Source organism: Streptomyces sp. GQ60, from assembly GCF_059758875.1.
Map to the genome: position 1 here is coordinate 602,289 of NZ_JCAXEG010000001.1, position 19,329 is coordinate 621,617.

Genomic DNA, 19,329 nt, shown 5'->3' on the forward strand with positions numbered 1-19,329 from the left:
CGGTCGTTCCTACCTCTGTTAAGGATGTGAGGGGGACCAAACGGTCCAACCCGCGCTCCCGGGGAGCGCCGGAGAAGGAACGGGAACGATCCGTGCACCAAGACCTGCAGGGTGACGGCGCCGCCACGACCGGGGGCGCCGGAGCCGCGCCCGAGGGCGGCGCCGCCGCGGCCGGGGACGGCGGAGCCGCGACGGGAGCCGCCGCGACGACCGGGGGCCGCCGCCCCGGGCGCCGGCTGCGCCTGATCCTGATCAGCGGGGGGCTCGGGCTCGCCCTCGTGGCGGGCGGCGGGGCGGCCGCCCACCACTACGGGCTCTTCTCGGACGTGGGCGATCCCGTGTCGTTCGGGAAGCCCAAGCCCGTTGCCTCCACCGCCTCCGACACCGGGCCCGGCGTGCGCATGCCGACCGGGCCGAAGGCGGAGTTCGTCCGGACCTCCCGGCTGCCGGACGGCACCCAGATCGCCAAGACCACCCTGACGGGCAAGAAGTCCGGGTTCACGGGCGACGTGTGGGTCTGGGTGCCGAAGGAGTACGACGACCCGGCGTACGCCGAGAGCGCCTTCCCGGTCCTGATCTCCCTGCCCGGAGGCCGCGGCTACCCCACGAACTACTGGGGGACGGGCCCCGGCCTCGGCCTCCAGCAGGCCGTGAGCGACGGGGCGAAGTCCGGCAAGAGCCTGCCCTTCATCCTGGTCATGCCGGTGCACAACGCCGACACCAAGAACCATTTCGACGCCTCGGACATCCCCGGACAGCCCAAGATGGGCACCTGGATGGTCGAAGACGTCCCGGATTTCACGAAGGCCAATTTCCGGACCTTCACCTCCCGCGACGGGTGGGCCTTCATGGGCTCCTCGGCGGGCGGATTCGGTGCCTTCAAGCACGTCCTGAAGTACCCCGACCGCTTCAAGGCGGCCATCGCGAGCGGGGTCGACATCGTCCCCGATTCCCCGCTGTGGAAGGGGAACACGCAGGCCATGGACGAGAACAACCCCGAGAAGCTCGCCGCGAAGCTGATCGCGGCCGGCGGCCCGGCCGTCTACGTGAACTTCCAGATCGGCACCGCGGAATCCGGCCGGGACAAGGCCGAGCGGTTCATGAAGGACTACGGCAAGGGTCCCGTGCACACCACCCTGCAGGTGATCCAGGATGGTGAGCACAACGGGAAGTCGTACGTACGCGGGATGAGGGAGGGCGCACTGGAGTGGATCAGCAAGGTGATGTCCGCACCCACCCCGAAGCCCAGGCCGGCCCCGAGCGGCGGCGCGAGCGGCGCCGCCCAGCGGTGAGCCCCGGCCTCAAGGGGATCGGAATCGTCTCGGCCGCCCTCGCGGGGGCCGCGGCGCTGCTCGCGGTGGCGTTCGTCGAGGACTCCGGCGGCTACGAGGACCGCGGCGTGCTCGCCTTCCCGACCGTCGGCGTCCTCACGGCCAACGGCGAGCACTGGTGCACGGCCAGCGTCGTCGACAGCCCGCAGGGCAATGTCGTCGCCACCGCCGCGCACTGCGTGGCTCCGGCCGGCGAGGACGGGCGGCCGGGCGAGGCCGCGCACGACGGGCTGGCCATCGGCGAGCTCGCCTTCGCCCCCGCGTTCTCCGGCGGCGGCTCCGGGCAGCGGCCGCTCGGGGTGTGGAAGGTGCGCTCCGTCGAGGTCGACGAGCGCTGGTCGAAGTGGGGCGAGGACACCGCCGACTTCGCCTTCCTCAGCGTCGAACCGGACGCGCAGGGGCGCAGCCTGCAGGAGGTCGTCGGACACGGGGAGGCCCCGAAGCCCGTCTGGACCTCCGGCTACGAGCGGGAGGTGACCGTCGTCGGCTATCCGGAGTCCGAGCACAACCCCGAGAACAAGCCCGTCGCCTGTACGACGCAGAGCCGGCACGACGAGGACGACCCCGCCATGCTCTACATCAACTGCTCCGGGTTCTGGACGGGGACGAGCGGCAGCCCGTGGATCGCCGACCGCGGCGGTCCGGGGCGGCCGGGGCAGCTCATCGGGGTGCTGAGCGGCGGGGACACCGACGTGGACTCCACGGCCGCGCTCTTCGACGACCGGGCGAAGGCCCTGTACGAGCGGGCGGCGAAGGGCTGAAAGGCGTGGCCGAGCGGCACGACCTCCGACGAGTGTGGGATCACTCGTTCGTGGGATTGTGGGGGAATCCGATCAGTGACGTGAACGGCGTGGCGCTACGGTCGCGTCATGACGACAACGGTCCAGGTAGAGGGTGCCGGGCATGCCCGGTACACGTACCGGCTTCGCGTGTCGTCCACCGCGCTCGCCACACTGCTGGGTGAGTGGGACCGGTGCCGCTGGATCTGGAACGAGTGCGTCGCCCGGTCTAAGAAGGCCCACCGTGAAAGCGAGAAGTGCGGGTCCGCGCGTCTGGACAGGATGCTGACCGAAGCCCGCGCCCAGCTCGCATGGCTCCGTGAGGGCAGCAGTGTGCCGCAGCAGCAGATTATCCGCGACTTCGCGAAGTCCCGTACCAGAGCGCTCAAGGATGTAAAGGACCGGCTGCAGGTTAAGAGGCGTGCGGGAATGCCCAAGTTGAAGAAGAGGGCTCTGGCCGGTCCCACCCTCAACTACACCCGGCGCGGCTTCGGCCTCAGGGGAGGCCGCCTGTACCTCGCGGGCGGCATCGGCCTGACTGTGCTGTGGTCCCGTGACCTCCCGGCCGACCCGACGAGCGTGCGCATATACCGCGACAGCCTCGGTCATTGGTACGCCTCGTTCGTGGTCGAGACGGAGACGTGCCCACTTCCGGCGACTGGCACCATGCTGGGTATCGACTGGGGTGTGAAGGAAACCGCGACCACCACCAGCGACGATCACGATCTTCCGCATCCCGAGCACGGCAGGAAGTCGGCCGGGAAGCTCGCCGGGTATCAGCGGATGATGGCTCGCCGGAAACCCAGGCGAGGGCAGGCAGCCTCGGAGGGCTACCGCAAGGCGAGGCGGTACGTGGCCACCGCACAGCGCCCGCCCCCGGTCAGGCGGCCGGTGCGGCCAGTCCCGTCTTGGCGCCTGCGCCGCAGAGCGGGACCACCGCGGTGCGGCCCCGGAGGGGGTCGTCGGGGGCGGTGGGTCCGACAGCGGCCCAGCAGGCGGCGGCTGTGGGTTCCACGAAGAGGCCGCGCCGGGCCAGGTCGAGCTGGGCGGCGCGGACCTGCTCGTCGGTGACGGTCAGGAAGGTCCCGCCGGACTTGCGGACGGCCGCGAGGATCTGGCGGGCCCGCGGCGGCGCCGGGATCGCGATCCCCTCGGCCAGGGTGGGGAGTTGGGGGACGGCTTCGGCGTCCTCGGCGCCCGCGTGGAAGGCGGAGGCCAGCGGGGCGACGGCCGCCGACTGGACGGCGACCAGCGTCGGCGGGCGGACCCCGCGGCGGGCCAGTTCCTCCACCGCCAGCGCGGCCCCGAGCAGCAGCGTGCCGTTGCCGACCGGGACGACGATCACCTCGGGCAGGTGGCCGCCGAGCGCCTCCCAGACCTCGTAGACGTACGTCTTGGTGCCGTGCAGGAAGTACGGGTTGAAGACGTGGCTGGCGTAGAACACCCGCGGCAGGTCGGCCGCCTCGCGGGCCGCCACCGCCGCCGCCTCGCGTCCGCCCGGCACCACCGTCACCGCCGCGCCGTGGGCGCGCATCTGCTCCGTCTTCTTCGCCGAGGTGCCCTCCGGCACGAAGACCTCGCAGGCCAGTCCGGCCCGCGCGCAGTAGGCCGCGAAGGCGGTACCGGCGTTGCCGCTGCTGTCCGCCACGACCCGCTCCGGCCCCAGCCGGCGCGCGAGCTCCGCGAGCATCACCGCACCGCGGTCCTTGAAGGACAGTGTGGGCATCAGGAAGTCGAGCTTGGCGTGCACCCGCTCCGCCAGCGGCACCAGCGGGGTGTTCCCCTCCGCCAGCGTGACGCCGAAGGCCCCGGTGAGCGGCAGTGCGGAGCCGTAGCGCCAGAGCGAGTTGGGGCCCGCCGGGGGATCCAGCGCGGCGGCCGGATCGGGGGTGAAGTCGAGGTCCCACGGACCACCGCAGACCGGGCAGCACCAGGGCGCCGTCCGCACGTCGGCACGGGTGCCGTCTTCGGCGCAGACGTAGCCGGGTAGTGCGTGCGTCATGTGCGGTGAGCCTTTGCTCGTTCATGGCTGAGGTATGGCACGGATGTTACGTGTTCGTTGTCCTCTTGTGGTGGAGCGACTCCTACGCCAACCTTTCGTCAGCGGCGCATCGTTGGGCCGAATTGCTTGACATGAGCATGGCTAAAAGCCATGCCCTGAAGGCAGTCCCGACGGCCGCGCACCCCCCGCAACGCACCACCTATGAGGAGGACCCCTCAGATGTCTGCGACGCGTCACACCCGCCGGAAGATCACCGGCATCGGAGCGACCGCCACCCTGGCCCTCGCTCTCGGAGCCGCCCTCGCGCTACCCGCCTCCGCGGCTCCGCTCGCCGCTGAAGGCGTCATCGAGAACGCCGGTGCGCAGGGCACCATCTCCGGCAGCTACATCGTGACCCTGAACGACTCCGCCGCCCGCTCCACCGCCGACAGCGGAAAGGCCGTGGCCAAGCGGTACGGCGCGAGGATCGACCGGACCTACAGCGCGGCCCTCAACGGCTACTCCGTCGAGGTCTCCGAGGCGCAGGCCAAGAAGCTCGCCGCGGACCCCGCCGTCAAGTCGGTCGTGCAGAACCGGGTGTTCACCGTCGACGCCACGCAGCCGAACCCGCCCTCCTGGGGCCTGGACCGGATCGACCAGGCGGCCCTCCCGCTGAACCAGAGCTACACCTACCCGGACAAGGCCGGCGAGGGTGTGACGGCGTACATCATCGACACCGGCGTCCGTAAGACGCACACGGACTTCGGTGGCCGAGCCGCCGACGGCTACGACGCCATCGACAACGACAACACCGCCCAGGACGGCCACGGCCACGGCACGCACGTCGCCGGCACCGTCGCGGGCACCGCGTACGGCGTGGCCAAGAAGGCGAAGATCGTCGGCGTCCGCGTCCTCAACAACCAGGGCTCGGGCACGACGGCCCAGGTCGTGGCCGGCATCGACTGGGTCACCCAGAACGCCGTCAAGCCGGCCGTGGCGAACATGTCGCTGGGCGGCGGCGCGGACTCCGCGCTCGACACCGCCGTGCGCAACTCGATAGCCAGCGGCATCACCTACGCCGTCGCGGCGGGCAACGAGACGGCCAACGCCTCCACCAAGTCCCCGGCGCGCGTCGCGGAGGCGATCACGGTGGGCGCCACCACCAACACGGACGCCAAGGCCAGCTACTCCAACTTCGGCACCGTCCTGGACCTCTTCGCGCCGGGCTCCTCGATCACCTCCACGTGGGGCACGGGCGACTCGGCCACCAACACCATCTCGGGCACGTCGATGGCCTCTCCGCACGTCGCGGGCGCGGCCGCCCTCTACCTCGCGGACAACCCGGGCAGCACCCCGGCCCAGATCTCCGCGGGCCTCGTCGCCGCCTCGACCCCGAACGTGGTGACCAGCCCCGGCACCGGTTCCCCGAACCGCCTGCTCCGCGTCGGCACCGGTACCACCCCGCCCAACCCGGGCACCCGCTTCGAGAACCTGAACGACTACGCGATCGCCGACAACTCCACCGTCGACTCGCCGCTCACCGTCAGCGGGATCTCCGGCAACGCCCCGGCCACGCTGAGCGTCTCGGTCAACATCGTCCACACCTACATCGGTGACCTGAAGGTCGACCTGGTCGCCCCCGACGGCACCCTGTACAACCTGCACAACCGCAGCGGCGGCAGCGCGGACAACATCGTCAAGACCGTCACGGTCAACGCCTCCTCCGAGGTCGCCAACGGAGTGTGGAAGCTCCGGGTCAACGACAACGCGAACATCGACACCGGCAAGATCGACTCCTGGGCGCTCCAGTTCTGACCCTGGCGCGGTAGGGACGTGATGGACCCGGCGGGGGCGACCGTTTCGACGGTCGCCCCCGCTGCGTACTATTCGCGCATTCGTTCGCCCGCTTCCTGGAGCACCGTGAGCACCCAGCCCCCGCACCACTGGCCCGCCCCGCCCCCGCAGGGGTACGGGTACGGGCCGCCCCCGCTCAACGGCTTCGCGCTCGCCTCCCTGCTCGTCGGGCTGCTCTGCTTCCCGCCGCTGGGCGTCGTCTTCGCGCTCGTGGCCCTCGCGCAGGTGAAGAGGAAGGGCGAACGGGGCCGAGCGCTGGCCGTCTGGGGGCTGGTGGCGTCGCTGGTGATGAGCCTCGCCGCCGTCGTCGCGGTCCCCGCGGCCGTACGGGCCGTGGACGCGCTCGGCGAACGGAGCGGCTCCGGGCGCGGGGCGGGGGCCCACGGGGCCGTGGCGGGCACCCTCGTGGACGCGGCCGAACTGCGCGTCGGGCACTGCTTCAACGTGCCGGACGGGGACCTGCTCGCCGAGGACGCCCCCGTGTACCGGATCGACTGCGCCGAGGTCCACGACGCGGAGGTGACCTCCGCGACCTCGATGACCGAAGACCGGTTCCCGGGCGTGAAGCAGGTGCGGGACACCGCGGTGCGGGACTGCTGGAGCGCGCAGGACGCGTACGCGATGGACACCTGGGCCCTGCCCCCGTCCGCGGGGATGTACTACTTCGCACCCTCGCGCGGGAGCTGGAGCGACGGGGACCGGCGGATCGTGTGCGTGATCGGCACGGAGCACGGGGAGCAGCGCGGCAGCCTGCGCAACGACGCCGGCACGCTGACGCCCGAGCAGGTGGCCTTCCTCCGGGTCATGAGGGGCGTGGACGCGGCGCTGATGGAGCAGCCGGACGGGGAGGTGGCCGACGCGCTGCCCTCCTACCGGGGCTGGGCGCGCACGATGGACGAGGCGCTGGGCGCCGAGGCGCGGTTCCTGGACACGGTGAAGGGGCGGCCCGAGCTGGCCGGTCCGGCCGGGGTGCAGCGGGAGCGTCTGGATGTCGCACGGCTCGCGTGGCAGCAGGCGGCGCGGGCGAGGACCGGGGACGCGTTCCTCGACGCGTGGGACCGGGCGGTCGCCGCACTCCCGGTCGTCGTGGAGAAGGCGCTGCGCGGGGCGTACGGGCTGTCGACGACGGTTCCCGAGTGGCTGGCGGAGTCCGAGGGCGACACCTCGCCCGGTCCCGCGCGGAGTCCTTCGAGGGAGTCCGCGTAACGCGTGGGACGCGTGGGTTTGGGTGACCTGCCTTCATCACTTCGGGTGAAACTCTGGCCCTTGCTTGCGATGGACAACCGTCGGTTGCCAGGGTGTAGCTGTCTGTCAACCTGATGGGAGTGGCCCTGTGACTTTCGGCGAGCAGCCGGCCTATCTGCGCGTCGCCGGGGATCTGCGACGGAAGATCGTCGATGGGTCCCTGCCTCCGCACGCCCGGCTCCCTTCACAGGCCCGGATCCGTGAGGAGTACGGGGTCTCGGACACGGTGGCCCTGGAGGCGCGCAAGGTCCTCATGGCGGAGGGCCTGGTCGAGGGCCGGTCCGGATCCGGCACGTACGTACGCGAACAACCCGTTCCGCGGCGCGTCGCCCGCTCCGGCTACCGCACCGGCGGCTCCTCGACCCCCTTCCGGCAGGAGCAGGCGGAGGCGGGCGCCCGCGGCACCTGGGACTCCAGCAGCGAACAGGCCGCCGCCCCGGCGGACATCGCGAAACGGCTCGGCATCGAGCCGGGCGAGCGGGTGATGCGGACGCGGTACGTCTACCGCGACGCGGGCGAGGCGATGATGCTGTCGACCTCCTGGGAGCCGCTGACGGTGACCGGGCGGACGCCGGTGATGCTCCCGGAGGAGGGGCCGCTCGGGGGCGCCGGGGTCGTCGACCGGATGGCGGCGATCGACGTGGTCGTCGACAACGTGGTGGAGGAGGTCGGGGCGCGGCCGGGCCTCGCGGAGGAGAGCATGCAGCTCGGCGGGGTGCCGGGGCACGTGGTGCTGGTGATCGGACGCACGTACTTCGCGTCCGGCCGGGCCGTGGAAACCGCCGACGTCATCGTCCCGGCCGACCGCTACCGCCTGGCGTACCACCTGCCGGTGAGGTGACTCCGGCCTGTCAGCCCGGCCAGGGGGTGCATCCGCCAGGGGGCGCATCCGGGCGGTAGTCAGTGCCGCCCTGCGGCGGCTGGGGCGCAGCGGGGCGGAGTCACGCGCCCCCGCAGTACCCGCTCAGGGTGCTGGACGGAGGAGGCCGCCCAGCAGCCGGCTGGGCCCTCCCTCCCGGCCCGGTCCTTCAGGGCCGGGTAGTTGACGCGGGCCTGCCCCTCCTCGGTCTTCTTCGGCCTTTTCGGGACATATGCCGAGGCCTTCTCCGCCTTCATCGCGGCCGGACTCGCGCTCGTCCGCTGCCCGTTGATCGCCCCGGCGACGACGGGGAAGTGCGACCTGGCCAGGCCGAACACGGTCGACGGCCCGGACGTGACCGTCGAGGACGTCGCGTCCCCGCACCTGTGTGCCGTCTGCGCGTCCGCGTACGAGCTCCCGGACATCGCCGACCGCCCGGTCCGTTCCGGCCCGATCCGCTCCCTGTGTCGTTCCCTCGCCGCGACCTGCGGGGAAGCCGGCCGCAAGCCGGACGCCGGCGCCGCCGTGATCCTTCCGCTGCCGACCGTGCGCGGGCTCTGAACCGGCGCGCACGGCCCACTCGTACGCATGGCCGGATGCGTACGCCTGCGAGGTACCTCTTCGTGAAAAACCGTATCCGCTGAGTAAAGGTCGGGCGTAGGCTCGGGCATATGCGCAATGCGGTTTCCCGGGCAGGTACGTCGGCGGAGGGTGAAACGCGATGAACGACAGCGGTGCCCTGCTCCCGTGGCTGGTCATACGTGAGGACGACAACGGCAACCGCTACCGGGTCGGCCGGTACTCCACCCGGGCCGAGGCCCAGAAGGTCGCCGACAGCCTCGAAAGCAGAGGGCACAAGCAGCTCTACTGGATCGAGCGGCTCGGCCAGGACAGCACCGCCGGCCGGACCGGAACGAGGAACTGAGCAGTGCGGCGCACCCGTCGCCGCTGCCATAGGCTCCGTCCATGACTGTACGAGTGGTCGTGGGCGGAGCCCTTTGTCATGAGGGGCGCCTGCTGGCCGCCCGCCGGAGCGCGCCCCCGGAGCTCGCCGGCCGCTGGGAGCTCCCGGGCGGCAAGGCCGAGCCGGGCGAATCCGTACCCGAGGCGCTGGTGCGTGAGCTGCGCGAGGAGCTCGGCGTGGAGACCGAGGCGCTGGAGCGGATCCCGGGGGAGTGGCCGCTGAAGCCCGGCCTGGTCCTGCACGTGTGGACGGCCCGGCTGCTCTCGGGCGATCCGCTCCCGCTGGAGGACCACGACGAGCTGCGCTGGCTCCGCCCCGAGGACCTTGACTCGGTGGACTGGCTCGACCAGGACCGCCCGGCCGTCGCCGAGGCCGGGCGCCGGCTGAGCGCCGATGCCGCCGCCGACGTCGATGCCGGCGCCGGGATCCGCCGGGGCGCGTGACGCGCACGCGCTACGCCGTCTGCGCCACAGTGCGCCGGTCGGTGGGAGGCCGAGTGGTACGGCGCCGCAAATATCGGGTATGTCGCTATTAATCCCCATCTCGTACTCGTACCCGAGGTTCTGTTCTCCCTCGAACCGGACTGGGGTCGCCAGCCGGCCCGGGAAGTGATCGGCGTGATCGACACAGACGGTGAATGCGCCGAATGGGCCTTTCCCGCCGAACCGGGTGCCGTCCGCACCGCCCGCCACGCGGTGCGCGGCACCCTTCGCGACTGGGGCCTCGACGCCGTCGGCGACGTCACCGTACTGCTGGTCAGCGAGCTGGTCACCAACTCCCTGCGGTACGCCTCCGGCCCCATCGGAGTCCGGCTCGTACGGCGCAATCCAGCCGCCGCCGAGGCTCCCACGGGTCCGGCGCTTCTCGTGGAGGTTTCGGATCCGCTTCCGGATCCACCCCGCGAACGCCTCGCCGAACCCGACGACGAGGGGGGTCGCGGACTGCACCTCGTGGCCGTCTCGGCGCAGCGCTGGGGGACCCGCCACGGGAAGTCGGGCAAGACCGTGTGGTTCGAATTGGCTCTTCCTGGTGAGTAACAAGGTGAGGGGCAGCCGACGATCACAAGGCTTGGCTGGAAAACAACGGGATCTTTTTGTGATCGCGAAGGCCGTGTCGTAGAGCGCCGTGGTGCTGAATACTTCGGTCATGGCCGGTCCGGTTGCGGTGAGCTGGAGGGGACGGTCGCGTGAGCGAGATACCTGCACAGGCACATCAGGCCCGTGTGCCCGGGGAAGCGTCTGGGGAGACCTGGCGCGACTCCCTGTGGCACAGCAGCCCGCCTGGCTCGATATATGACTACATAAAGGTCGCTTCCTTCTCGATCGGGCCCGACGGGCTGATCGACCAGTGGAGCCTGCGCGCCGAGGAACTCTTCGGGCTGACCGCGGCCGAGGCCGTCGGTCGCGACCCCGTCGACGCCTTCATGCCCCCGGAGCTGCGCGCCGGCGCACACCGCAGGGTGGCCGAGATCCTCGACGGCAAGGAATGGACGGGCCTGATCCCGTTCCGGATCCCCGGCGGCGACGGGGCGCACGGGGTGGCTGAGATCTATGTGATGCCGACCCAGACCGAAACCGCGGAGCGGGCCGCGCTCTGCGTCGTGGTCGACGTACGCGCGCTGCGCCGCATCGAATCCGATCTGGCCGCCTCGCAGGCGATATTCGGTCAATCTCCCTTCGGATTCCTGCTCTTCGGCACGGACCTCACCGTGCAGCGCGCCAACCGCCGCTTCGCGACCGTCTTCGGCGGCGCCGCCGAAGAGCACCGCGGCCGCACCGTCCACGACTACCTGCCCGCCCACGAGGCCGACCGGATGGCCGAGGCGCTGCGCAGGGTCCTGGAGACCGGCGACTCCGTCAACGACCTCCAGATCACCGGCGCCGCCCCCGGCAGCCGGGAGAACCGCCACTGGTCCATCAACCTCTACCGGGTCCACGGCGGCACCGGCCGCCCCATCGGGGTCGCCGGCATCGGCATCGACGTGACCCGCCGCCACCTCGCCGCCCGCGAGGCCGCCGGGGTCCGGCGCAACCTGGCCCTGCTGAACGAGGCCGGACACCGCATCGGCAACTCCCTCGACCTGGAGACCACCGCCCGCGAGCTCCTCGACGTCACCGTCCCCGGCTTCTGCGACCTGGCCGCCGTCGACCTCTACCAGGGGCTGCTGCTCGGCGACGACGACCGCCCCGCCCGCCCGCAGGGCCCGGGCGTGCCCAGCCTGCCCGGCCAGGGCCCGGGACGGGCGCCGTCGGCACCGCTGCGGCGGGTGGCCTTCTCCTCGGCCGTGTCGGACGCGCCGCTGTCGGGTCCGGGCGCGCTGGTCTCCGTAGGCGAGGTCCACCGCTATCCGGCGGGTTCGCCGGGGGCGTTCGCCCTGCGCACGGCGCGGCCGCGGCTCGTGGAAGGCGGCGGACCCGAGTCAGGGGACCTCGTACAGTCCACGCTCGTGGTCCCGCTGGTGGCCCACGACACGGTGGTCGGGCTCGCACAGTTCTCCCGCACGAAGGGCAGCGAGCCCTTCGGCGAACGCGACCGGGCCGTCGCGGTGGAGCTCGCCGCGCGGGCCGCCGTGTGCATCGACAACGCCCGCCTCTACCGGCGCGAACACGAACGCGCGCTGATGCTCCAGCGCAGCCTGCTGCCCCCGGGCGACCCGGAGGCCGCCGGACTCGACATCGCCTGCCGCTACCTTCCGGGCAACGCCGCCACCGAGGTCGGCGGAGACTGGTTCGACGTCATCGAGCTGCCCGGGCACCGCACGGCGCTCGTCGTCGGCGACGTCATGGGCCGCGGGCTGCGGGCCGCCGTGGCCATGGGCGAACTGCGCACCGCCGTACGGACCCTCGCGCTGCTGGACCTGGAACCGGCGGAGGTGCTGACCGCGCTGGACGAGATCGCCCGGGGCCTCGGCGCGCCCGGCGGCTCCCAGCAGGCCTCCCGGGCCGCACTGCACTCGCGGGACGCCGACCGTTCGGAGGTGTACCTCGCGACCTGTGTCTACGCCGTCTACGACCCGGTCACCCGGCGCTGCACCATCGCCAACGCCGGCCACATGCCGCCGGTGCTGGTGGAACCGGTGGAGGAGGGCGGTACGCCCCGCCCCGGGCTGCTGCTGGAAATCCCGACCGGGATGCCGCTGGGCGTGGGCGGTGAACCCTTCGAGGAGGTCGAGGTCGAGCTCCCCGAGGGCGCGCTGCTCGCGCTCTACACCGACGGCCTGGTCGAATCCCGGACCCACCCGCTGGAGGAGGGCCTGCGGGGCCTGCGGGACGCGCTGGCCGACCCCGCGCGCCCGCTGGAGGAGGTCTGCGACCACGTCCTGAACACCCTGGACACCCGGCACGGCGAGGACGACATCGCGCTGCTGATGGCCCGGGTCCAGGGCCTCCCGCTGGACGCGGTCGGCGACTGGCAGCTCCCGCGCGAGGCCCGCTCGGTGGGCCGGGCCCGCGAGCTGGCCCGGGCGAAGCTGCCCGCGTGGGGCCTGGAGGGACTGCTCGACACCACCGAACTGCTGGTGAGCGAGCTCGTCACGAACGCCCTGCGCTACGGCGAGGGCGAGATCCGGCTGCGCCTGCTGCTGGACCGGACCCTCGTCTGCGAGGTCTGGGACGCCAACCTGGTCCAGCCGCGCCGCCGCCGGGCGCGGGACACCGACGAGGGCGGCCGCGGCCTCCAGCTGGTCGGCCTGCTCTCCGCGGGCTGGGGCACCCGCCGCACCCACCGGGGCAAGACGGTCTGGTTCGAGCTCCCGCTCCCGGGCGCGGTGGCGGAATCGGTGACGGAACTCTCGGCGGAGCAACTGCTGAGCATGTACGGGTGAGCGGGGCCGGGTGGGGTCCGCAGCCCCTGGTGAGAAACGGGCACGGGCCGCCCCCGCAGGACGGCCCGCCTCGCCCGGCCCAGGCCCTCAGGCGGCCTTGCCCGCCTTCAGGGCGGCCAGCCGGGCCTCGATCTCCGAGGTCTTGCCGAGGTCGTCCAGGGACTCGAACTGGGCGTCCAGGGAGGAGGCGGCCAGTTCCTGCTTGCCCAGGGCCATGGCCTCCTCGCGGCGGACCTTCTCCTCGAAGCGGGTGATGTCGCTGGTCGGGTCCATCACGTCGATGTTCTTGACCGCGTCCATCATCGTGTTCTGCGCCTGCGCGGTCTTGGCCCGCGAGACCAGCTCGTCGCGCTTCGCCGTCAGCTCCGTCAGCTTGGTCTTCATCGAGTCCAGGCCCGACTTCAGCTTGTCGACCACCTCGGTCTGGGCGGCGATCGTCGGCGCGGCCGTCTTCGCCTCCTTCTCCGACTGCATCTGGCGGCCGAGGGCGACCTTCGCGAGGTTGTCGAACTTGTCGGCGTCGGCGGCAGACCCGGACGCCCGCAGCTCGTCGGCCTTCTTGCTCGCCGCGAGGGCCTTGCCGCCCCACTCCGCGGCCGCGTCCACGTCCTCCTCGTGGTCCGCCTCCAGCATCCGCAGGTTGCCGATCGTGGTCGCGACGGCCTGCTCCGCCTCGGAGATGTTGTTCGTGTAGTCGCGGATGAGCTGGTCCAGCATCTTCTGCGGGTCCTCCGCCTGGTCCAGCAGGGAGTTGATGTTGGCCTTGGCGAGCTGGGTGACGCGGCCGAGGATGCTCTGCTTGCTCATGTGCGGTGTCTCCTTGGGGACGGGGGAAGCCGGGAACGGGGTGAAGGGAGAAGGGGGGACGAGGGTGAGGGGGAGTCCCCGCGAGGAGGCGCCTGCGTCAGAAGCGGCCGCCGCCGCCCATGCGGCCGCGGGTGCCGCCGCCGCCGAAGGAGCCGGGGCCGCGTCCGCCGCCGAAGCCGCCGCCGCCCCCGCCGAAGCCGCCGCCGAAGCCGCCTCCGCCGCGGCCGCCGCCGAGGATCTCGCCGAGGATGATCCCGCCGAGCACCGCGCCTCCCATGCCGCCGCCCTGCTGCCGTCCGCCGCCGTACGGGTCCTGGTAGCCCCGTACGTCCTGCTCGGCCAACTGCTGGGCCTGGCGCGCGAGCGAGTCCGCCTGCTGGGCCTCGGCTAGCGCGCCCGCCGGGTCCGACCCCGCCAGGGACGCGGACCGCTCCAGGTGGCGCTGGGCCTCCGCCAGCCGGGTGCGGGCCTGGCTGCCGATCGCGCCCCGGCTGGTGGTGATGTAGTCGGTGGCCGCGCCGATCGCGCTGCGGGCCGTGAGCAGGGCCTGGTCGAGCAGGGCCGCGGCCCGCTGCCGGCCCGACTCCCGCTCGCGGGCCCCGGCCAGCGCCTCGTCGAGGGCCGCGTCGGCCTCCTCCACGCGGCGCAGGGCGTCCAGTGGGTCGTACCGTCCGGCCTCCTGCTCCTGGCGCACGTCGGCCAGTACGGCCTCCGCCCGGCTGATCCGGCCGCGCAGATCGGCGGTCGAGGAGCCCTCGGTGGTGCCGGTCAGCAGCCCGCGCGCGTCGGCGAGGTCCGTGTCCGTCTCGTTGAGCGCGCCCGGCAGCTTCCCGGCCGCCTCCGCCAGTTCCTGTGCGCGCCGCTCCACCGCGTCGACCAGGGTCGCCGCCTGGTCCACGGCGCCCTCGGCCGCGCGGACGTGCACGGCCGCCTTGCCGTTGTCCCCGGCGTCGATCGCGGCGCGCGCCTCGCCGAGGCTGGTCGTCGCGAACAGCAGCCGGTCCTTGGCCTGTTCGGGGTTGGAGGCCACCGGCGCCGCCGCGGAGTCCGCGTACTGGCGGCCGAGCGCCGTGAGGGTGGCGACCGCCGTGGTCGTACGGCCCGTCAGGGCGCGGAAGTGGCTCTCGACCGTCGCGAGCGCCTGCGGGGCGTTCTTCTCCAGGTCCCGCAGCCGGTCGAAGTCCTCCGACTCGGCGTCGAGCCGCCGGCTCGCCTCCGTGCAGCGGGCCACGATCTCGTCGAGCATCCGGCGGCGGGTGGCGTCGTCCTCCGGGTACGCGTCGTCGAGCTGTTGGCGCAGCCGGAACGCGGCCGTCAGCTCGCCCTTCCCGAACTCCACCGCCTGCGTGAAGGCCGTCACCGCCTCCTCGCCGAACTGCGCGGTGGCGAAGCCGAGTTCCTCGGTACTGGTGCGGATCGCGTCGTCGGTCTCCACCAGCACGGCCTTGGCCTTGGCGTCCAGCTCCGGCAGGGCGAGCGGGGCGGGCCCCTGCCCGGACCAGCCGGTGGTCTTCGAGCCGCCACTGCCGCCCGCCGCCTTGCGCTTGCGCCGGGTGTACGCGTACGCCCCGAGGGCGCCGGCCGCGCCGACCGCGACCACCGGGAGGACGAAGTCCCCGGCGCCGCTCTCGCCGCCGCTCGCCGCGGCGCCTCCGGGGTCGGCCTCGCCGGGGACGACGGCCGGCACCGGCACGGGCTGTCCGCCCAGGACCGCGTCGTAGCCGTTGGCGGCGCCGATCGCGGCGCCCGCCCAGTCGTTCTGCTTGAGGGCCGGCTCGATGGCGGTCTGCGCGACCGCCGCGAGCTGCTCCGCGGTGAATCCGGAGTCGACATCGGCCGAATAGGCGTACTGCCGGGCCCCGGTGGCGATGGCCAGCAGGACGTCGTTCTGGCCGAGGCCGTTCTTCTCGGCGGTGGCGTCGGCCCAGCTCTGCGCGGACCGGCCGGAGAAGTCGCGCACGTACGTGACGAACAGCTGGACCCTCCGGTCCGCGTACAGCTTGTCCAGCGCGGCGGTGACCTCGGGCTTGCGGTCGCCCAGGGCGCCCACGCGGTCGGTGACCTGCCCCTGCTGGGACAGGGTGACGGGATCGTCGGCCCGGGCGGCCGGCGCGGCGGCCGTCGTCCAGCCGGTGAGCGCGAGCAGCCCGGCGGCGAGGGCGAGGCCGGTCCGGACGGGTATCCCGGCGGTGGTGCGTCTCTTCGTGCTGCTGCGCGTCCTGCTTTTCGGCGGAGTCACATTTGGGAGAGTATGGGCGGATTCACCCTCCCGCACCCGGAGCCCTCCCGGCTACGGCAGGCCGTACGCCGTCAGTTCCGGGCGGGACAGGACCAGGTGGTCGCCGATCAGCAGGGCGTCGGCCTTGGCCAGCGGCGGGTGGTCCCAGTACCGGCGCGGTCTGCCCGAGAACGGGTCCAGGACCGCCACGTACGGGTCCGACGAGCGGCCGAGGAGACCGCGCCGCCCGCCCTGGGGGACCTTGACGTACAGGCCTTGCGGACGCAGCCCCAGCAGTTCGAGCCCGCACCCTGCCCCGCCGCACCGGGCCGCCTGGCGCTGCCAGCGCAGCGCGCCCGTCTCCGCGTCGAGCGCCAGGACTGCGTCCCAGCCGTCCCGGCCCTCCGGCGCGTGCGAGGCCGCGTACACCGTGCCGCGTTCGACGAGCAGGCCCCGCGCCAGGGGGCCCGGCGTGGAGCGCCACACCTCCCGGCCGGAGCCCTGGTCCAGGGCCAGCAGCGCGCCCTCGTCCAGGAGGTGGACGAGGCCGCTCCCGGCGAGCCGCGGATCGTGCAGCGTGCGCGCCGTGGGGCGGGACCGTTGGAAGGACCACACCGGGCGGCCGGTCGGCAGGTGCAGCGCCCGCAGTCGCAGATCGTCCGCGAGGACCAGGCAGTCGCCCACCGTGGCGGGGGAGCGGGTCGCCGGGTCGGGAACGGGGTGCTGCCACAGGATCTCGCCCGTCGCCGCCCGCAGCGCGGTCAGGTCCCCCGGCGCCCCGTGCACCAGCACCGGCCCGACGCCGAGCAGCGGCCGCGACCCGGGGAGGCCGGCGCCCTCGGTGCCGGGCAGCGGCCGCGTGCCGGGCAGGTCGCGCCACCAGCGCACCCGGCCGTCCCGCGGCTCGCGCGCCAGCAGCCGCACCCCCGGCGTGCCCTCCCGCCGCACCTCGACGTAGACCGTGCCGGCGTCCGCCGCGCAGGACACCAGCACCTGCCCGGCTCCCGGCAGCGGCGGCGCGGCCGCGCCCTCGTCGGCGTACGCCGTCCACAGGGTCACGCCCGCGTCCGTTCCCACGCAGCCCACCTCGGCCCCCTCGCGCCACACCATGCGCGCGCCGGCCGCGTACAGGTCGGCCGGTCGGGCCCCGGTGCGCCACGCCCTTTCCCCGGGGGCCGCCGCGGGCCCGCGGCGGGTCGTTTCGGCGCGACCCGTGAGCGCCGTACCGGCCGGCGGCGGGCTCCCGGCGTCGGCGGCGGCCTCCGCCAGCCAGGGCGTCCCGCCTGTCGCCACGCACTCCCGGGCGATCCGGGCCAGGGCCCGCGCCCGCTCCGCCGCGTCCGGCAGGTCCCGGGCCCGGCCCGCGCGCTCCCGGGCCACCGCCGGGTCGAGCGGCGGCCGGGCCTCCTGCTCGACGCGGGCCCGGGCGGAGGCCAGCGAGGCGAGGGCGTGGCCGGCCTTCTCGTCGGCGGCCTCCTGCGGGGCGTGGCGCAGCAGCCGGGCGGCCTGGTTCCGCAGCCGCTCCGCCTGTACGAGCTGCCCCTGCTCGGCGTGGTGCGCGGCCTCCTCGCGCAGCCAGGCCGCCCGCTCCTCCAGGAACCGGGGCAACTCCTCCTCGGCCTGCGCCAGCGCCCTGGCCCCGCCCGCCGGGTCCGCGGCCTCGGCCCGGTCGCGCGCCACCTGGCACAGCGCCAGCAGCCGGCCCCCGGCGGAGCCGATGCGCTCGCTCAGCCGCAGGGCCGCCGCCAGGTCGTTCGGGGCGACGGCCAGCACCATGTCGTAGGTGGCGGCCCCGCGCAGCCCCGCGTCCTGGATCAGCGCGAGGCTCAGTTCGGCCTCGGCGGGATCGGCCGCCGCGACGGCCGTGGCGACGCGGGCGCCGAGCCGCTTCTCGGCCGGGCCGTCCGCGAAGTGGTCCGCCGCGATCTGCGCGGCCTGCTCCGGAGCGACCCTGGCCAGCTCCTCCGCCACCGCGCGCAGCGGGCCCGACCGGTTGGAGCCGAACACGGTGAACAGTGCCTGCTGCGCGTCGGTCAGCAGCCGCCGGGCCCGGGCCGGGGCGTGGGCGGAGGTGTCCTTGGCCAGCCCGGTCAGCAACCGGGCCGCCCGCGCCCCGTCGCCGCCGTCCCACGCAGCGGCCTCGGCGTCGGCCAGCAGCCGCCCGGCGAGTCCGCCGTCGAAGCGGGCCGCGGCATCGGCGGCGAGGGCCAGCACCTCGATCCGGGCCTGGCCGCCGGGGGGCAGCACGCGGAGCGACTCCTCCACCTCCAGCAGCAGCTCCCGTACGAACTCCCGTACGGGAGCGGGCACGGCCCCGGTATCCGGCGCGGCGGCAGGCCCGAAGGCGCCCCCGGTGTCCGGCGCGGAGATCGGCCCGAATCCGCCCCCGCCGCCCGGCGCGGGCACGGAGACCGGCCCGAAGCCACCCCCGGGAACCCCGACCGGATCCGCCCGGTACGGCGCGGCCCCCGGCGACCCCGGGGCCCCCGAGGTCGCCGTACCGCCCGGAGCCGTCATGGCCGTACGCCCCACGGGCACCTCCGAGCCCAACGCAGACCCCGCCCCCGCCCGCAGCAGCGCCCGCAGCTCCTTGGCCACCGCGTCCGCCGACTCCGGCCGGTCCGCCGGGGCCTTCTCCATCAGCCGCAGCACCAGCCGCTCCACCTCCGGCGCCACCGGGGCGCCGGCCACGCGCAGCGGCAGCGGCGGGTCCTCGATGTGCCGGCGCATCAGGACGTAGGGGCTCTCGGCCTCCCCGAAGGGCGCCTCCCCGCTCAGCAGCGCGTACAGCACGCCCCCCAGCGCGTACAGATCGCACCGGGCGTCCACCCGCTCGCCCCGCCACTGCTCGGGGGCCATGTACGGCGGGCTGCCGAAGATCCGGCCGGTGACCGTCCAGCCGGCCGTGGCGTCGGAGGAGTGCGCGATGCCGAAGTCGCAGATCTTCAGCCGGCCCCCGGGCAGCAGGAAGAGGTTGGCCGGCTTCAGGTCCCGGTGGATCACCGAGCGTTCGTGCGCGGCGGCCAGCGCCTCGGCGGTCTGCGCGGCGAGATCCAGCGCGACCGCCACCGGCATCCCGCCCGGGGCCCGGATCAGCGCCGTGCGCAGATCCTCACCGGCGAGCAGCTCCATCACGATGAAGAGCCGCCCGTCCTCCTGGCCCACGTCGTGCACCACGGTGATGCCGGGGTGCTGGAGCCGCGCCCCGATCGTGGCCTCGCGCCGGAAGCGGGCGACCAGCTCGTCGTTCGTGGCCGCCTCCAGCAGTACCTTCACCGCCACGGCCCGCTCCAGCGCCGTGTCGTGCGCCCGCCACACCTCGCCCATGCCGCCCTGGCCGAGCCGCTGTTCGAGGCGGTACCGGCCCGCCAGCTGATCCCCCACCCGCACCGCGAATGCCCCCTGACATCACCGGGTAACCGGCGGATGCTCCGGCGCTCTGGCCAGGGAGGCATCCGGTGCCCCGCC

At 73.7% G+C, this 19,329-nt stretch carries 14 protein-coding genes and 1 pseudogene; 11 read left to right on the top strand and 4 right to left on the bottom strand.

All coding sequences use genetic code 11. From position 1 onward, the window contains the following. Window positions 1–92 precede the first annotated feature (92 nt). From AC6CKD_RS02870 to AC6CKD_RS02880, 3 genes and pseudogenes are all read left to right on the top strand, one after another. Window positions 93–1,292 (top strand): alpha/beta hydrolase, encoded by a 1,200-nt coding sequence (locus tag AC6CKD_RS02870; RefSeq protein ID WP_498324898.1) that lies wholly within the window; start codon window positions 93–95, stop codon window positions 1,290–1,292. Next, window positions 1,208–2,092, top strand: a complete 885-nt coding sequence (locus AC6CKD_RS02875; protein WP_498324899.1) for a trypsin-like serine peptidase — start codon at window positions 1,208–1,210, stop codon at window positions 2,090–2,092. The genes AC6CKD_RS02870 and AC6CKD_RS02875 overlap by 85 nt, the downstream gene beginning before the upstream one ends. 108 nt (window positions 2,093–2,200) lie before the next feature. Further along, window positions 2,201–2,968, top strand: a pseudogene (locus AC6CKD_RS02880) (RNA-guided endonuclease InsQ/TnpB family protein); the annotation flags it as partial. Between the two features lie 22 nt (window positions 2,969–2,990). Here the strand turns inward: AC6CKD_RS02880 and AC6CKD_RS02885 are convergent. Continuing rightward, window positions 2,991–4,112, bottom strand: a complete 1,122-nt coding sequence (locus AC6CKD_RS02885) for a pyridoxal-phosphate dependent enzyme (protein ID WP_498324900.1) — start codon at window positions 4,110–4,112, stop codon at window positions 2,991–2,993. Between the two features lie 219 nt (window positions 4,113–4,331). Between AC6CKD_RS02885 and AC6CKD_RS02890 the strand changes: the two genes are divergently transcribed. From AC6CKD_RS02890 to AC6CKD_RS02925, 8 genes are all read left to right on the top strand, one after another. After that, complete coding sequence (locus tag AC6CKD_RS02890; protein ID WP_498324901.1) at window positions 4,332–5,906, top strand: S8 family peptidase; 1,575 nt, start codon at window positions 4,332–4,334, stop codon at window positions 5,904–5,906. 105 nt (window positions 5,907–6,011) lie between these two features. Beyond that, window positions 6,012–7,151: a DUF4190 domain-containing protein gene (locus AC6CKD_RS02895; protein ID WP_498324902.1), complete on the top strand. Its 1,140-nt coding sequence runs from the start codon at window positions 6,012–6,014 to the stop codon at window positions 7,149–7,151. Between the two features lie 127 nt (window positions 7,152–7,278). Continuing rightward, the gene (locus tag AC6CKD_RS02900) at window positions 7,279–8,031 is read left to right on the top strand and encodes a GntR family transcriptional regulator (RefSeq protein ID WP_498324903.1); all 753 of its coding nucleotides are present in this window, start codon (window positions 7,279–7,281) and stop codon (window positions 8,029–8,031) included. 201 nt (window positions 8,032–8,232) lie between these two features. Beyond that, window positions 8,233–8,610, top strand: coding sequence for a hypothetical protein (locus AC6CKD_RS02905; protein ID WP_498324904.1), 378 nt, complete (start codon window positions 8,233–8,235; stop codon window positions 8,608–8,610). 160 nt (window positions 8,611–8,770) lie between these two features. Next, entirely contained in the window at window positions 8,771–8,974 is a 204-nt protein-coding gene (locus tag AC6CKD_RS02910; protein WP_254382854.1) for an SPOR domain-containing protein, read from the top strand. A gap of 41 nt (window positions 8,975–9,015) precedes the next feature. Beyond that, a complete protein-coding gene (locus tag AC6CKD_RS02915; RefSeq protein ID WP_498324905.1) occupies window positions 9,016–9,456 on the top strand; it encodes a (deoxy)nucleoside triphosphate pyrophosphohydrolase in 441 nt (146 codons plus the stop codon). A gap of 165 nt (window positions 9,457–9,621) precedes the next feature. Then, window positions 9,622–10,050 (top strand): ATP-binding protein, encoded by a 429-nt coding sequence (locus AC6CKD_RS02920; RefSeq protein ID WP_498324906.1) that lies wholly within the window; start codon window positions 9,622–9,624, stop codon window positions 10,048–10,050. Window positions 10,051–10,235: 185 nt separating this feature from the next. Beyond that, window positions 10,236–12,836, top strand: coding sequence for a SpoIIE family protein phosphatase (locus AC6CKD_RS02925; protein WP_498325419.1), 2,601 nt, complete (start codon window positions 10,236–10,238; stop codon window positions 12,834–12,836). A gap of 87 nt (window positions 12,837–12,923) precedes the next feature. On the opposite strand, the gene AC6CKD_RS02930 is transcribed toward AC6CKD_RS02925, so the two are convergent. From AC6CKD_RS02930 to AC6CKD_RS02940, 3 genes are all read right to left on the bottom strand, one after another. Further along, window positions 12,924–13,643: a PspA/IM30 family protein gene (locus tag AC6CKD_RS02930; RefSeq protein WP_498324908.1), complete on the bottom strand. Its 720-nt coding sequence runs from the start codon at window positions 13,641–13,643 to the stop codon at window positions 12,924–12,926. A gap of 97 nt (window positions 13,644–13,740) precedes the next feature. Next, window positions 13,741–15,825 carry a TPM domain-containing protein gene (locus tag AC6CKD_RS02935; RefSeq protein ID WP_498325420.1) on the bottom strand — a complete coding sequence of 695 codons (2,085 nt, stop codon included), beginning with the start codon at window positions 15,823–15,825 and terminating at the stop codon, window positions 13,741–13,743. Window positions 15,826–15,933: 108 nt separating this feature from the next. After that, window positions 15,934–19,245, bottom strand: a complete 3,312-nt coding sequence (locus AC6CKD_RS02940) for a protein kinase domain-containing protein (RefSeq protein WP_498324910.1) — start codon at window positions 19,243–19,245, stop codon at window positions 15,934–15,936. Window positions 19,246–19,329: the final 84 nt, after the last annotated feature.